This is a genomic window from Dyadobacter sp. SG02 (assembly GCF_900109045.1).
Taxonomy (GTDB): domain Bacteria; phylum Bacteroidota; class Bacteroidia; order Cytophagales; family Spirosomataceae; genus Dyadobacter.
The window spans coordinates 121,628-136,491 of the sequence record NZ_FNYL01000009.1 but is presented as its reverse complement, the minus strand read 5'-3'; the positions used below and the strand labels follow the sequence as shown (position 1 = coordinate 136,491).

At 50.6% G+C, this 14,864-nt stretch carries 12 protein-coding genes; 6 read left to right on the top strand and 6 right to left on the bottom strand.

From position 1 onward, the window contains the following. Nucleotides 1-52: 52 nt before the first annotated feature. The 4 genes from BMW93_RS21355 to BMW93_RS21340 all read right to left on the bottom strand — a co-directional run bounded on the left by BMW93_RS21355 (nt 53) and on the right by BMW93_RS21340 (nt 2,775). A complete protein-coding gene (locus BMW93_RS21355) occupies nt 53-1,021 on the bottom strand; it encodes a zinc-dependent alcohol dehydrogenase family protein (protein WP_090381079.1) in 969 nt (322 codons plus the stop codon). Nucleotides 1,022-1,068: 47 nt separating this feature from the next. Next, complete coding sequence (locus tag BMW93_RS21350) at nt 1,069-1,374, bottom strand: helix-turn-helix transcriptional regulator (RefSeq protein WP_090381077.1); 306 nt, start codon at nt 1,372-1,374, stop codon at nt 1,069-1,071. Nucleotides 1,375-1,514: 140 nt separating this feature from the next. Then, entirely contained in the window at nt 1,515-1,904 is a 390-nt protein-coding gene (locus tag BMW93_RS21345) for a tautomerase family protein (protein ID WP_090381075.1), read from the bottom strand. Between the two features lie 52 nt (nt 1,905-1,956). Continuing rightward, nucleotides 1,957-2,775 (bottom strand): APH(3'') family aminoglycoside O-phosphotransferase, encoded by an 819-nt coding sequence (locus tag BMW93_RS21340; protein ID WP_090381073.1) that lies wholly within the window; start codon nt 2,773-2,775, stop codon nt 1,957-1,959. 240 nt (nt 2,776-3,015) lie between these two features. Here BMW93_RS21340 and BMW93_RS21335 point away from each other — a divergent pair, with 240 nt between their 5' ends. The 3 genes from BMW93_RS21335 to BMW93_RS21325 all read left to right on the top strand — a co-directional run bounded on the left by BMW93_RS21335 (nt 3,016) and on the right by BMW93_RS21325 (nt 5,019). Next, nucleotides 3,016-3,591: a Crp/Fnr family transcriptional regulator gene (locus BMW93_RS21335; protein ID WP_090381070.1), complete on the top strand. Its 576-nt coding sequence runs from the start codon at nt 3,016-3,018 to the stop codon at nt 3,589-3,591. Between the two features lie 65 nt (nt 3,592-3,656). Further along, nucleotides 3,657-4,142 carry a hypothetical protein gene (locus BMW93_RS21330; RefSeq protein WP_090381068.1) on the top strand — a complete coding sequence of 162 codons (486 nt, stop codon included), beginning with the start codon at nt 3,657-3,659 and terminating at the stop codon, nt 4,140-4,142. Between the two features lie 106 nt (nt 4,143-4,248). Next, nucleotides 4,249-5,019 carry an SDR family oxidoreductase gene (locus BMW93_RS21325; protein WP_090381065.1) on the top strand — a complete coding sequence of 257 codons (771 nt, stop codon included), beginning with the start codon at nt 4,249-4,251 and terminating at the stop codon, nt 5,017-5,019. A gap of 72 nt (nt 5,020-5,091) precedes the next feature. Here the strand turns inward: BMW93_RS21325 and BMW93_RS21320 are convergent, their stop codons facing one another. Continuing rightward, nucleotides 5,092-7,233, bottom strand: coding sequence for a GH92 family glycosyl hydrolase (locus BMW93_RS21320; RefSeq protein ID WP_090381063.1), 2,142 nt, complete (start codon nt 7,231-7,233; stop codon nt 5,092-5,094). Between the two features lie 36 nt (nt 7,234-7,269). Then, on the bottom strand, nt 7,270-11,448 hold the full coding sequence (locus BMW93_RS21315) for a two-component regulator propeller domain-containing protein (protein ID WP_090381060.1): 4,179 nt from the start codon (nt 11,446-11,448) through the stop codon (nt 7,270-7,272). 419 nt (nt 11,449-11,867) lie between these two features. Between BMW93_RS21315 and BMW93_RS21310 the strand changes: the two genes are divergently transcribed. The 3 genes from BMW93_RS21310 (at nt 11,868) to BMW93_RS21300 (ending at nt 14,790) form a co-directional block, all read left to right on the top strand. Then, a complete protein-coding gene (locus tag BMW93_RS21310; protein ID WP_090381493.1) occupies nt 11,868-13,238 on the top strand; it encodes a Gfo/Idh/MocA family protein in 1,371 nt (456 codons plus the stop codon). Nucleotides 13,239-13,256: 18 nt separating this feature from the next. Then, complete coding sequence (locus BMW93_RS21305) at nt 13,257-13,664, top strand: hypothetical protein (RefSeq protein ID WP_090381057.1); 408 nt, start codon at nt 13,257-13,259, stop codon at nt 13,662-13,664. A 256-nt stretch (nt 13,665-13,920) separates the two neighbouring features. Then, the gene (locus BMW93_RS21300; protein ID WP_090381054.1) at nt 13,921-14,790 is read left to right on the top strand and encodes an oxidoreductase; all 870 of its coding nucleotides are present in this window, start codon (nt 13,921-13,923) and stop codon (nt 14,788-14,790) included. Nucleotides 14,791-14,864: the final 74 nt, after the last annotated feature.

The following is a 14,864-nucleotide window of genomic DNA, read 5'->3' as shown; positions in this document are numbered from 1 at the left end:
ACGGATCAGCACCGGCAAAGTAACGTTTGCCGGTGCTGATCACTTCCATGGTTCAATGGCCTATCTCTATACCAATTTTCCCATAGAAATTTTCATCACCTTCTTTAAATTCAAGCAGGCCGTGTGCCTTACCTATTTCCGACAACAGGAAAATTTTGTTTAGGACAGGCCGCAGCTTTCCGGACTCTACCAGCTTTGTGAGTTCATTCAATTTGTTTCTGTTTTGCCTGGTAAATACGAAATGGTAAGTTGCATTTTTCCCCCACGCGTGGATCATGTTTTGCGGTTTTTCGATATCGACAATGGTAACTACCTGTCCCATCTGACTAAGAATGAGCCCGCTATCAGAAAGCGTGTTACCTCCCAGGGTGTCAATGACGACATCAACTCCATTACCACCTGTCATTCGCTGAATAGCATCAATGTAATTCTCGTTTTCGTAGTCGATCACATGGTCGGCGCCTAATTCGAGAAGGAACCGGTGATGGACTTTTCTTGCCGTGGTGAAAACAGTCGCTCCCATTGCTTTGGCGATCTGAATGGCCGGTATTCCTACGCCACCGGCTCCGCCGTGAATCAGGATAGATTGGTTGATCCTCAGCCGTGCCCTGGTTACCAGCATTTCCCAAGCCGTTCCGGCTGCCAGGGGAAGCGTCGCAGCTTCGAGATGGCTAAGGTTTCTGGGTTTCAGACCGATGATAGATTCATGCGCGCAGTGATATTGCGCATAGCTTCCTTGTCCCTTGAAGATCTCAGGTGTATAGTAAACCTGGTCACCAATCCTGAAATTTTCTACGCCTGGGCCGACTTCTGCAATTTCGCCGGAAACATCATGACCTGTGATGACAGGCAAGGATAATTCATTTTTATAATCCCCCCGACGGACCTGATAATCCAGTGGGTTCACCGATGTTGCAAATACTTTGACCAAAACTTCCCGGAAGCCTGGTTTTGGCGTCGGCACGTCAACAATTTCGAAATTCCCGACCGGGCCGAACTCATTTAAAACAGCTGCTTTCATTTTTAATTTAGGCATTTAGGTAAATCTCTAATTTATCGATCAAAAAATTATAGGTTTTCCTTGATATGCTTCGCTAAATCCTGGATCGCTTGCTCGTTCCTTCTATAATATGTCCATTGATCCTTCCTGGTGGCGATCAGGATATTCGCGGCCAACATTGTTTTTAGGTAAACAGACACCGTAGGAACAGACATCCCTGCTTTTTTAGCAATATCAGAAACACATACGCCTAACTCTGGCTTGTAATCGGTCAGTTCCTCCGCAGGAAAATGCGCAAAAGGCTCTTTTAACCATTTAAGTATGCTTAAACGCGTCTGATTCGACAGTGATTTAATGACCTCTAATAATATCATGACGCAAATTTAGGAAATTGCCTAAATACCTACAAGCCTTTTCTTTGGATTGCAATTTTTTCAATGAAATTCTCACTCGGGCGATGCCTGACATCCATATGAGTCCATTTGTCATTCGCCGTAAAGACGGGTTCCAGCTATCAAATAGATATTTTGTAATTTAAAGTCAGTTCATCGCCCGGCATCCCTCGAATCCCCCAGTTATGTGGTGGAGTTTCGGTGAGTGTGATTTCGACATCATTTGGCCCAATGCCGAGCATCTGCTCAAATCTTTGGAATATGAGATGGTATAAATGCTTTTTCACTTCCACGGAGCGGCCCTCAAACAGTGCAATTTCAATAATCGTGTAGCGGTCGCTTCGGTCTTCCGGGTAAAAGAAATCGCCCTCGTCCAGGTAGATGAACCGATGGAATCGCTTGTTTTGCGGATAATGGAATGCCTCTACAATGCAAGCATGCAGCGTTTCTGACATTGCCTGCCGGATAGGGGCCAGATGGTGTCTCAACCCATAAATTTTGATTTGTGACATGATTGGTTTTGCTGTTTTAAATTTTGAATGTCGGTAGTGTTGCTTTGCATAACTATCCCCAGGTGAGCGGGTCAAGTTTCAGATAGAATGCCAAACGTTCAAGGTCAGGAATCGGGATGTTGTGGATATCGAACAGAATTTGCAGCGCTTTTTCGGCCTGGCGCTGATCCTCCCAGGTTTCACGTGTGTTACCGATCATCAAGGCCAGGTCCTGGTAGCGGTCAGAAAGGCCCAGCCGGCCCAGATCGATGATGCCCGTGCAAATTAACGTTTTAGGATCTACCATGATGTTAGGCATGCAGGCGTCACCGTGACAAACCGCCAGGTCCGTGGTTTCCTGCATGATCCGGAGCGGGACCTGCGGCCGGATTGGGTCAAGCAGCTGTTCAAAAGGTGTGTTCTTGTCGGCATCGTCGAGAAAATCCTTGTTAACCGCATTGCGCTTTACAACATCGTCTGCTATTTGAACTGTTTGTGAAACCCGTCTTTCAAACGGGCAGTTGTCCGAAGGGAGCTGGTGCAAATGCCGGAACTTTTCAGCAATCGAAGGCCATGCTTTCAATAAATCGGCTGGCGGGAGCGCACTGGCCGAAACCCCGGGTACGCAGCTTGTGATCAAACAGGCATACTGATCTGATTTTGACCAATCCAGCACCTGGGCTGACCCGATCTGCTGGCCGGATAGCCAGTTAGTACGCAGATACTCAGCTTCCAGCGTGTGGATGCGCGATTCATTGGCTACCTTGGCAAATGCGGCACCATCGCTGCGGCGAAATACCATGTCGCCCGACTCGCCATCACCCACTACCTGCCATTCTAATTTGCCAGGTAATTTTGGGAGTAGCTGGCGGGCTTGTACTTGAAATGCCATTTCAACTGTTTAAAAATTCATCAACCCGGCAATTATAATCGATGCCTTCCAAAATCGCATTATTCCCTGCCACGGCATTCACCATTTTAATACCCTGCTCTGTCGGGCAGGGGTAAATTTTTCCCCTACCTGAATCTTTTGTCCGTTATTGATCGGCACCTGCCGAGAGACCAAATTTGCCTCTGTTCCGAAGTCTATACAGCTAATTAAATCAAGAATAGGACTACCTTCGCCCACACCATGCAGCAGATCCGCGATTATTTCGAACGCATTACACCGATGTCCGACCAGGAGTGGGATTTCTTTTCGTCCAGGCTCGTCCGGCAATCATTTGCTAAAAAGGCGACGATCCTCAAAGCCGGCGAGGTGGAAAAATATCTTTCCTTTGCTGAAAGCGGCATGTTGCGGTATTTCTTGCGTCGCGGGCAGGACGAGCTCGAAGAGCTCACCTACGATTTTTCCTTCGCGGGCGAGTTTGCGAGTGGGTACAGCTCTTTCGTTACCCAATTGCCAGCACAATTCTACATCGAATCGCTTACGCCGGTGACGCTCTGGCGCATCAGTTTTGAGGATCTGCAAGAAGTATACGCGCATACACGGGTGGGCAACCATATCGGGCGCTATGCGGCGGAGCAATTGTTTCTGGAAAAGGCGAAACGCGAGTTGTCGTTTCTGGCCGAATCGGCCGAGGAGCGGTACCTGCATTTGCTTACCGGCCAGCCGCAACTGATCCGGCAAATCCCTTTGAAATATCTGGCGTCTTACATCGGGGTCACGCCGCAGGCATTGAGCCGCATTCGAAAGCGAATTACTTAACCCGGGTTCATTTTACCGCACCGGGATAGTCCTGAAATTTGTATTAAACAAAATCAGAAACGACTATGAAACCGGAAATTATTTTAATTGCAGTGACGCTGATAGCAATGCTGACCAAAAAATTGCGCGAGGGAACATACGCACCGACCCGGGCCGCGCGTGCAGGCATGGCCGCAATGCTCATCCTGACAGGGACCGGGCATTTCCTGTTCACCAAAGGCATGGCTATGATGTTACCCGCATTCCTGCCGGGAAAAGAGGTAATCGTTTACCTTACTGGCATCGCCGAATTTGCGGCCGCGGTCGGCCTGCTTACAGATCGTTACAGGACCGCCACCGCCTGGGCAGTGATCGCTTTCTTCGTTCTGATCACCCCGGCCAATATCTACGCCGCGTTACACCACGTTGACTTGCAAAAAGGCACCTATGGCGGTCCTGGCCCCGAGTATTTGTGGTACCGGATTCCGTTGCAACTCTTCTTTATCGGCTGGGTATATTTTTCAAGCCTTGCCGGCGAAACTAAGCGTGCGATAGCAGGGAGCTTACGCTAAATGGTTGCTATCCAATGTTATTCGGTCACTCATTTCAAATCACAGAAATCAGATTGGCCAGTAGTATGGAACGCGTTACAGCGACTTTGTTCCAGAAATTTAACATATGACACATCGGATAGCGATAGTGACTGGCGCCAGCAGCGGGATTGGCGCTCAAACGGCCATCAGGCTTGCGAAGGACTTTGACGGTATCGTTCTCGTAGCGAGGCGTGGCGAGCTACTGGGACAGATCGCAGGCGAAATTCAGGGCGTAGGAGGCGCGGCATACACAATCGTGGCCGATCTTCATCAACCCGCCGCGGCAGAAGACATTGTTCGCCAGGCCATCGGGCGGTTTGGTCAAATCGATGCTTTGGTGAATGTCGCCGGGGCTGTGCCGCAAATGAATGTACTTCAAATGACTGACCAACAGTGGGATGACAGCATGCAGGTGAAATTCCATAGCGCCAGAAGGCTTGCCGTCCATGCATGGCCATACCTGATGCAAACCCGCGGCTCGGTCATATTTTTGTCGGGCACCGCAGCCGAAAATCCCAAACCGGCTTCGGCAGCGATCGCTTCGATCAATGCGGCAATCAATGCATTGGCCAAGGCATTTGCCGAGCAGGGGATTCAGGATGGGGTTCGGGTGAATGCAGTTCTTCCCGGGCCTATCTGGACGGACAGGAGAAAAGCCTTTCTTGAAAAATCGGCAGTTGCTTCCGGCGACGCCCAGGAAGAAATTTCAAGAAAAATGTTGGCCCAGTTTGGAATAGAAAGATATGGTGAGCCGTCGGAAGTCGCTGAGCTGATTGCTTTCCTGTTATCCGAACAAGCCAGGTTCATTACCGGCACAGCGATCCGCATCGATGGGGGAGAGGTGAAAGGTATTTGAGAACGCGGTAGTTTTTGAAATAAGGCCAGTGCCGTAACCGCTACCGCGTCACCAAACTACCGCGTCACCAAATTACCGTGTCACCATTTCGATTTCCCCGCCATCGCGAAAGAGCGCGTGCGGCACGAAATAGCCATTGGTTTTCTTGCCGTTTACCTTGACCTCGGTTAATGCCCTCCCTTTGCCCGGTTTTTTAATAATCAGCATTTTGCCCGTGCTTGTTTTCCATTTCACTTCGTCGAAAAGAGGCACGGTGACAATGTATTCGGGGTCGGTGGCGGAGAATGGGTAAAGCCCCAATGCGCTGAACACGTACCAGGCCGACATTTCGCCGGCGTCGTCCATGCCGCAAAGCGCCAGGCCTTCGTCGCCGATGCCGTAGAGGTTGTTGAGAATATTGTCGAGCACCGCCTGCGATTTTTCCGGTTTGCCGATGAAATGGTAAGCAAATGGCGCCTCGTGGTCGGGCTGGTTACCGTGGCAGTACTGGCCTACCATCGTTTCGACATTCCGGGCAATGTGCTTCGGGTTCCAGGGAACGGTAAACAGGGAGTCCAGCTTCGATTCGAACCCTTTCGGACCGCCGTAAAGCGCGATCAGGCCGGGCATATCGTGCGGCGCGAAAAACGACACCTGCCAGGCATTGGCTTCACGGTACATGTACTCGTAGTAAGGGTATTGCGGATCGAACGGCTTGATCCACTCGCCATTGGCCAGCCTCCCGCGCATGAAGCGCGTGGAAGGATCGAACATATTCCGGTAGTTTTTCGAGCGGGTCATCAGCACCTTGTAATTGGCCGAATCGCCCAGGCTTTTCGCGATCTGCGCCACCGAGTAGTCGTCATACGAATATTCCAGCGTTTTGGACACGCCCGCATTCGCCTTCGTTTCGACGTGCGGGTTAGCCACATCCGGGTCGGAGATGTAGCCCTTCTCAATGTATTCGGCCACGTGCGGGCGCGCGCCGCCCGGTGTGTTGGCATTTTTCAGAAGAATTTCATAGGTTCCTTTTACATCAAAACCGTCGATCCCGCGCAGGTAAGCGCCCGCAATAGACGACGCGCCATGATCTCCGTGGAAAAATGTAGGAATGAATCCTTTTTTGTCGCCAACATCCTTCATGGATTTGATCACATCCAGCGTTACGTCAGGCGAAATAAGCCCCAGCAGCACATCTTTGTTCCGGTAAGTATCCCAAAGCGAGGGCTCGGTATAGTAACGGAAGCCGGTTTTGACTACATTTTTCTTCGCATCAGTAAACTCGCCGTTCACATCACTGCGCAATGCGGGCCACAAAAACGACCGGTAAAGGCACGAGTACAGCATTTGTTTCTGCTTGTCGGTACCGCCTTTGACCTGCACGGACGACAAGAGATTCTCCCACGTGCGCGAAGCGTCCGCGCGAACGGTTTCAAATGTTTTACTCCCAATTTCCTTTTCTAGATTCTCCTTTGCATTGGCCGTGCTTACAAACGAAATACCAATTTTGAGCTCGACAGGCCCTTTTTTGTCATCGGCTAAATGCACGATCGCGTAACCGGTTTTCGCGCCTTCCTCTTTTTCTTCCAGTTTTTGAATGGGCGTGTTCAGGGTTGCATAAAAGTAGATTTTCTCGCCCGTCTGCTGAAAACCTTGGATCGCATTGGCACCCACCTGCTCGATATTCCAGTTCGATATTTTGTTGTTAGCCTTTGCCAGATCGAACAGGATCTGCCGGTCTTTGCCATTCTGGTATTCATAGCGATGGAAACCGGCCCTGAGCGTGGAAGTCAGGCTTACATTCACGTGATAATCATCTAAATACACCTGATAATAGCCGGGCGAAGCACTTTCTTTGGCATGACTAAACTTCGAGCCAAACTTTTCACCCGGGTTCGACAGCGGCAACACAGGAATGTTGCACAGGTTCCAATGGCCCTTGTTGGTGTGGGTAAAAGCCAGGATCACATCGTCCTCGTACTCATAGCCGGCCCCCGAACCATATTCAGTCATCGGGCTGAGCTGCACCATGGCATTTGGCAAAGAGCTTCCCGGAAACGTCAGCCCGGCCCAGGAGCGCCAGCCTTCCGGCAACTGATAACCCAGAATTTTGGGATCGGTGAGCGGCGCAGTGCCGATAAACGTGTTCACGTACTTGGTGTAATGCTGGGCCGCGCCGGGAACGGCTGCCAACAGGGGTATCAACCCGCTGCACAGGATTTGGGAAAACTTCATTAAAATATAGCTTCGGTTTTAGTAAATACGTTTTGGTCAGGACTCATTGCGCTTCAAAGCCTGCATGAACTGCAACGGCGATTTGCCGTACTCTTTTTTGAATACCCGCGAAAAATTGGAACTGCTCTGCAAGCCAACCCGCTCCACGACTTTGTTCAATGCTATGTCCTCGTGGGTCATGATTTCGATCGCTTTTTTCAGCCGGATGGTCCTGATGAAATCGCCGACAGACTGGTCGGTAATGCTTTTAATCTTCTGGTAAAGCTTCGTTCGGCTCACATACAGGTTTTTGCACAAAAAGTCGACGTCCAGTTCAGGCTCCTGCATGTGGTCTTCGATCACTTTCAATAGCGACTCGAAAAACGCTTTGTCTTTCTCGGAATGGACCAGTTCGGTGGCCTGTGAAAGGTAGTTATTCGTGAATTTTTGTTGCAGCTTTTCCCTCTGATCGAAAATGTTGTTGACCGTCAGCATTAACAGGTCCACGCTGAGCGGTTTGGCAAAATAAAAATCCGCCCCCGATTCCATTCCCTCGATCTTGCTATCGAGCGCATCTTTGGCCGACAGGATAATGAACGGAATGTGGCTGGTTTCGAATCGCTCCTTCACCTGCCTGCAAAGGTCGATGCCGCTGATCCCGGGCATCATGATGTCGCTGATAATCAGATCCGGTATCTTATCTGCCGCGAGCTTCATAGCAGCATCGCCGTCCGAGGCTTCGTACACAAAATACTGTTTTTCTAGTTTTTGTTTTAAAAAGATGCGCAGTTCGGCATTGTCATCAACCAGCAAAATGCGTTTTCGGGTTGAGGGCGATGGTTTTTGTTGGGCGTGAGTCGGATCGGCTATCGGAAGCAAGGTCGAGTTATCGATCGCTTCGAGCCGGACATGCGGCTCTGATTTCGAAGGCGCGCGCTCTGCCTGGGTCCAGTTCTGCTCGCCCAAAGGTATGCCGATGATAATTTCCGTGCCTTTGTAATGCTCGCTGTATACATAAATATCCCCTTTATGTAGCTGTGTGAGGCTTTTAACCAGGGCCAGACCAACGCCCGAGCCCATATGGTCGCGGCTGATCCGGTAGTAACGTTCAAAGATGCGGCTGATCGTATCGGATGGTATCCCCACGCCCGTATCCGCGATCCGGAAATAGAGGTATTTGTCGGCACGGTGCGTTTCATGCAGCAGCTCAAAACCCTGCTCGAACGAAGGCTTGAACTTGTTGATATCCGTGAAAATCTCTAATGTAATTTCACCGCCCGGTTCAGTGAATTTGAACGAGTTATTGAGCAGGTTCAGGAGTATTTTTTCCAGCACCTGCACGTCAAAAAGACCGGTCAACGGCCAGTAGGTACTCTTTTGGGCGTGGTCAACCAGGGTTAGGGTAATGCTTTTACCAAAGGCCACGAGCTGAAATTCGTCCACCAGTTGCTGGCAAAACTGGCTGATCGTCACAGGTGCCACTTGCAGCTTAATGAGGCTATCGGATACCTTTTTGAAGTTCATCAGCTCGCTGATCAGGTTGATGAGCCGTTTGGCATTCCTATGCATCAGCTGATAGGAGTGGTCCAATACCGTATTGCTGTTCTGGCTGATCAATGCTTCCAGCGGCCCGAGGATCAGCGAAAGCGGCGTGCGGAATTCATGGGAAATATTGGTAAAAAACAGCAGCTGCTGCTGGTAGAGCTCCTCCCGCTGCCTGTGGATTTCCTCGCGTTTCTGTTCAGCGATAGCGCGCACCTCGACTTCCCTTTTCAGCCGGTACCAACGCGCCTGGTAAATGTAAATGCCTGCCAGCATTGAAATAAGGAGCAATGCGTATATAAACTTGGCCAGATCAGACTTCCACCAGGGAGGTGTGATGGTGATCAGGGTCGTTGCCGGGTGCGTGCTCCATGTGCCGTCGCTATTGGTGGCTTCCACGATGAATTTGTACTGACCATAATTGAGATTGCTGTAAACGGCACCGGGATTTCCCCCGTCAGTGTAATTCCATTGCTGATCAAATCCGATTAGTTTGTAGCGGTATCGACATTTAAGCGGATTTGCGAAATGCATGGCCGAAAAAGTGACCACGAAGTTATTTTGCAGGTAGTTAAGGGTGAGATCTTCTCCGTATCCGGCCGCATGATCGATGACGTTCCCCACATTTTTAGCATCACGATATTCGGGTCTTCGGTTATTGATCAATATTCCCGTCAATGCGGGACGGGCCTCGATGGCGTTAGTGCGTATCTGGCCGGGATGGAAGTAATTCAGGCCGTTGATGCCGCCAAAGTACAATGTCCCGTCTTTCGAGGCAAACGAAGACCTGATCTTAAAGCTGTTGCCCTGCAATCCATCATCTTTGTCGTACCGCGTAACTTTGTCTGTGTTGGGAGCCAGACGCAACAGGCCGTTACCTGCAAGCCATACGCCGCCCTGATTGTCCACTTCAATGCCTTCCACATCATTAAAAACCCCATCTTTTTCTCCAAAATGGGCGAAATGGAAGGAATGATCGCTTTTACGTACAGTCAGCCGGTTCAAGCCGCCGCCGATGGTGCCGACCCAATAGGTGCTGTCATTCTGCTTTTTGATAACCGCCGTATAGTCGGAACTAAGGGAATTAGGCTTATCGGAGGCCCGGTACAAGTCCTGTTTTAAAATATTGCCCTGAGCATCAATAGTCATATGCTTTAAACCCTGCCTGCTGCCGACGAGCAATTCCGGCTTCTGCTGCTCTGCCAGGATAAAATTTCCCTCAGGATATTCTTTGACCTGGTACTTTCCCGCAGCGTCCTTCCATATTACGCCGAGGTGTTCCAGGTTTCCAAACCAGATATTTCCAAAATAGTCGGTAGCCAGCGTCACGATCGAGTAGGTGGGGAATTTTTCGGAACCGTCGGGTTTCCACAGCGTTTTTCTGTCTCGCCTCAAAACCTGGATGCCCCCGCTCGTCCCAATCCACAAATTATCGTCGCGATCGAAGTTCAGGGCGGTGATTGAGTTGTTAGTTAGCATCGTCCCCTGACTTCCCGTACCATAGCGTGCAACTACCCGGCCGGATTTCCGCTCCAAAAGGTTTAGCCCATGCGCGTCGGTTCCGATCCAGAGATTGTCCCCGTCCTCGATGATGGCCCGTATATAGTTGCCCGTTATCGACTGTTCGTCGCCTGGTTCATGGCGAATGGTGTAGAATCGTTTCTGATTCAGGTCACAATAATTCAATCCGCCCCCGGCGGTGCCTACCCAAAGACAGTCCGACCGGTCGATAAAAACACGGCTGACCGCATTTGAATTCAGGCCACGCGGCGTTTCATCCTGGTCGATTTTTTGAACTAAATGAAAGTCGGCGCTGAGCCGGGTCAGAGATGAACCGGTATTGAGCCAATAATCCCCGGTAGTTCCGGCCGCAATGCCTCGGATGTTCGCGCAACCCTCGCAAGTAAACTGCGTTTTTATCCTGGCGGGATTTTTACCATCGATAAGAAAAGCGCTTTTGCCGGAAGCGGCAAGCAGATTATTTTTCAAATCAAAAAAAAGCGCTTTCACATCGTTTGGCAGGCCAGGCACTAATACCCGGGTCAGTTTTCGTTCGCCGTCCAGCCGCCAAATGCCCTTGTTACTTGCGAAATAGAGTACACCATGACGGTCGGCTTCCATATCTGAAAAATGAACATCGGGCGGAACGGACAATGCCTGCTTTTCCAATATATTTCCCGACACACGGTACAAACTGACTTGATAGTCCGCGAAGATGTACAGCAAGTCAGTGTCGGTCTTGTAATGTTTCCAGGAAACGAGGCTTTTGCCGGTACGGCCAACGGTATAGTCGGTATATTTTTCAACCGCCGGGTCGAAAGACTGCAAACCGTCCTCGGTACTGAGCCAGATGACTCCCTTTTTATCGGGAAATAACCGGATGATCCTGTTCTTGAATGCATTGTGCAGCGGTCGGTTCCGGTTGTAGAATTTCCGCATGGCGTAACCGTCGTTCCTGTCAAGCCCGAAGTTGGTCGCCACCCATATATATCCTTTGCCGTCCTGAACGATATCATTTACATCGGTATGCGAAAGACCTTCGTCAACCGTGAGATATTTGAACGAATAGGGAAAACTTTGGCCGCGCGCATCCTGAGCCGGAGCCGCCATGGCACCCACGATGAACAGATAAACCGCGATACACAATTTAGAAAATGACGGCAAAGCACTGTTGTTTTGATGGTTATCAAGCATACGCGACACTGCATGGTTAGCCGATTCGTATCCTATCGATTATTGGCAGAGTACTATTTTGAAACAAAAATAACCAATCGTGTGAAGACGGACACCGTAGAATCTGAACTTGTACCTGAGGTAAAAAAAAATGTACAAAATGCCAAGGCTGAATAGGTTTTGAAAGAGGCTGTATTTACACTGCATTACCCGTTAAAGCAGTCGCACTGCACAAATGAACGATGTGTCAAAAAAGTTGAATATTCAGGCAAGGCATCAAACGAATGTAAGACGGTTATTTGCATTGTATTTGTTTTACGCAAAATAATCATCGAATACTGATATCAATCTGCCGGACTCCCGGGGCCGAAGCGAAGAATTAACTGGGCGGTTGGCCCCGCGGGTTTATGCAGCATTACAGTATTCATAGCCAGAACCCCATGAACTCATTCAACATTAACAGACGCCGTTTTTTGCAAGGCGCCTCAGCTTCGCTCGCACTTTCTACATTGGGTGCTTATGGAATGGATGTAATCAATCCGGCTAAAACTTTCCGGGTGGCACTAATCGGCACGGGCTGGTACGGCAAAAGCGATTTGTTCCGGCTGATGCAAGTAGCGCCGGTGGAAGTTGTGGCATTGTGCGACGTGGACAAAAACCAGCTCGCCGGCGCCGCAAAACTTGTAAGTGAGCGCCAGAAGTCGGGCAAGGCGCCGAAGCTATATGGCGACTACCGCAAATTGCTGGCTGAAAATGAGCTGGACATCGTGCTGGTCGGAACGCCCGACCACTGGCACGCATTGCAGATGATCGATGCGGTGAAGGCGGGTGCGCACGTGTATGTGCAAAAGCCGATCAGCGTCGATGTGATGGAAGGGGAGGCTATGGTTGCCGCGGCGCGTAAATACAAGAAAGTAGTGCAGGTCGGCACGCAGCGCAAAAGCACCCCGCATTTGATCGAAGCCAAAAAGAATATTGTCGATGCCGGCCTGCTGGGCAAGGTATCGCATGTGGAAATGTGCTGCTACATCCACATGAGAGCTAACGGCAATCCCCCTGTGACCGCTGCACCGGATTTTCTCGACTATGAAATGTGGACCGGCCCCGCGCCGCTGCGCCCGTATGACGGACTACCGCACCTGCGCTGGTGGCGTACTTTTAATGAATACGGAAACGGGATTATGGGCGACATGTGCATTCATATGTTCGATACGGTGCGGTGGATGCTGGGCCTGGGATGGCCGTCCAAAATATCTTCGCAAGGCGGCATTTATGTGCAAAAGGAAGGTAAATCCAATATCACCGACACCCAATCGGCCGTTTTCGAATATCCGGATCTCAACTGCGTATGGCAGCACCGGACCTGGGGCGCGCCTAACAATCCGGACTACCCGTGGTCATTCACGCTTTATGGGGATAAAGGCACGCTTTGGGCAAGTACCATGCGCTATGACTTCATCCCTGCCGAAAAGGACGGACAGAAAATTCACAGGGATGTTATTTACGAGCGGGAAAAATATCCCGAAGACCTGACCGAAGCCAACATCGAACTCAATGCCGCACCGGCCACCCGGCTGCACATGCTTGACTTTCTGGCCGGGATCGAAAAAAGCAACAGACCGGTGGCCGACATCGAACAGGGCCATATTTCCACGGCAAGCTGTCTGCTGGCAAACCTGGCGATGCAGCTTGGCAGGCCCGTCGTCTACGATCCTGTCAAGCGCGAGGTCACCGGCGACGCGGAAGCTACCAGGCTATTATCGCGTGCATACCGCTCGCCGTGGGTCCATCCTGACGTATCCAATATTTAAACCTCCACGAATACCCTTATGAAAACTTCCGACATTATTCCTATTCTCGGCAAATCGCCGATAGGACATGCTAAAATTCATTCACAGCAAACACTGAGTAACCTGATTTGTAAGCGGCTCTATCTTTCAATTCGCGAGCACTCGCCCTGGAAAGGAACGCTGGTTTTGGATGTGACCAATAACTCCCGCTCTTCGGACCCTCAAACGTTAAGCGATTTTAATGCATACCTGGAATCCATCAATGCACTATCGGAAATTTCGATCGGGCATAAGCGGGCATTTGTTCAGCTTTACGCACGCTGGCTCTCAGAGCTGGGGCGTCAACCGGACCGGCTGCGGGTTATCTATGATAAGGAAACAGGTTTTGTCGAGTACGAGGTAAAGGTGGAGATGCAAAAGGAAAAAATTGTCATACAGGTTCGCTGAGCTCCTTCCCGTTCTGAAATAAAATTTAAAAATGTTCAACTGGCTTCGGAAGCCAGTTTCCCCCTGGCGAAAGACACGTCAGGGTTTATTTTTTGCAGCAAGGATGCCCGGCACGAAAACCCATTTTAGTACCCGGCTTGATTCCATCCACCGCGATCTTTGAAATTCATAATACCAGCTTTGTTATTGATATAGCCCAGCCTGCCGGTTGTGACCAATTTTGTTTCATCAAACAACAACAAAAATGGATCGCAATATGAAAACGCAAAAAACATGGTTCATCACCGGGGCTTCACGGGGCTTCGGGTTGGAAATTACAAAAGCAGTGCTCGCAGCAGGCGATAAAGTGGTGGCAACGGTGCGCAGTAAGGCAGCGGAGTTTCAGGCTGGATTTAATGGTAATCCTGATTTGCTCGTAGTGACAATGGACGTTACCAATGAGCAACAGGTATCCGGCGCGGTGTCGGCGGCGATCGGGCAGTTTGGGAGGATCGATGTACTGGTCAACAATGCAGGTTATGGTTTGCTGGCTGGCGTGGAGGAAGCTTCGAATGAGGAAGTGAAGCAGAATTATGAGGTGAATGTGTTCGGGACTTTGAATGTGATCCGCGCGGTGCTGCCGTCGATGCGGGCCAGACGCTCGGGTCATATTATCAACATTTCGTCGGTTGGTGGGTTAGGCGCTTACATCGGCTGGGGGCTTTATGGCTCGACGAAGTTTGCCATCGAAGGCATTACCGAGGCATTGGCGATGGAAGTGGCGCCGCTGGGCATTCACGCCACGGTGGTGGCGCCCGGATTTTTCCGCACCAATTTCCTGGATGAATCGTCGCTTTTCAGCAGCGCGCGCATCATTCCCGATTATGCCGAAACCGTGGGCGCCATGCGTGACTTCGCGGCCAAAGTGAGCTACAAGCAGCCCGGTGACCCCGCCAAACTGGCGCAGGCATTCATCACGCTGGCGAACGCGGAAAATCCGCCTGTGCATTTGCCCCTCGGAAGCGACACGCTCGACAGGTTCCGCTCCAAAACAGCCGCATTTGAAAAGGATATCGAAAACTGGTTTGAAGTCATCACCGGCACTGACCACGACGATGTTCACGCCCATGCAGACGCGGAGGCCTAGCAGCCGATTCCCGCGAGAAACTCGCCGAACTCGCCGCCGACTATCGGCCTGGGAGGACACTACATTAAGTTGTG

What these genes read in the sequence shown, in the direction of transcription:
- BMW93_RS21355 (WP_090381079.1), bottom strand. Translation starts at nt 1,021, where the DNA reads ATGAAAGCAGCTGTTTTAAATGAGTTCGGCCCGGTCGGGAATTTCGAA.
- BMW93_RS21350 (WP_090381077.1), bottom strand. Translation starts at nt 1,374, where the DNA reads ATGATATTATTAGAGGTCATTAAATCACTGTCGAATCAGACGCGTTTA.
- BMW93_RS21345 (WP_090381075.1), bottom strand. Translation starts at nt 1,904, where the DNA reads ATGTCACAAATCAAAATTTATGGGTTGAGACACCATCTGGCCCCTATC.
- BMW93_RS21340 (WP_090381073.1), bottom strand. Translation starts at nt 2,775, where the DNA reads ATGGCATTTCAAGTACAAGCCCGCCAGCTACTCCCAAAATTACCTGGC.
- BMW93_RS21335 (WP_090381070.1), top strand. Translation starts at nt 3,016, where the DNA reads ATGCAGCAGATCCGCGATTATTTCGAACGCATTACACCGATGTCCGAC.
- BMW93_RS21330 (WP_090381068.1), top strand. Translation starts at nt 3,657, where the DNA reads ATGAAACCGGAAATTATTTTAATTGCAGTGACGCTGATAGCAATGCTG.
- BMW93_RS21325 (WP_090381065.1), top strand. Translation starts at nt 4,249, where the DNA reads ATGACACATCGGATAGCGATAGTGACTGGCGCCAGCAGCGGGATTGGC.
- BMW93_RS21320 (WP_090381063.1), bottom strand. Translation starts at nt 7,233, where the DNA reads ATGAAGTTTTCCCAAATCCTGTGCAGCGGGTTGATACCCCTGTTGGCA.
- BMW93_RS21315 (WP_090381060.1), bottom strand. Translation starts at nt 11,448, where the DNA reads ATGCTTGATAACCATCAAAACAACAGTGCTTTGCCGTCATTTTCTAAA.
- BMW93_RS21310 (WP_090381493.1), top strand. Translation starts at nt 11,868, where the DNA reads ATGAACTCATTCAACATTAACAGACGCCGTTTTTTGCAAGGCGCCTCA.
- BMW93_RS21305 (WP_090381057.1), top strand. Translation starts at nt 13,257, where the DNA reads ATGAAAACTTCCGACATTATTCCTATTCTCGGCAAATCGCCGATAGGA.
- BMW93_RS21300 (WP_090381054.1), top strand. Translation starts at nt 13,921, where the DNA reads ATGAAAACGCAAAAAACATGGTTCATCACCGGGGCTTCACGGGGCTTC.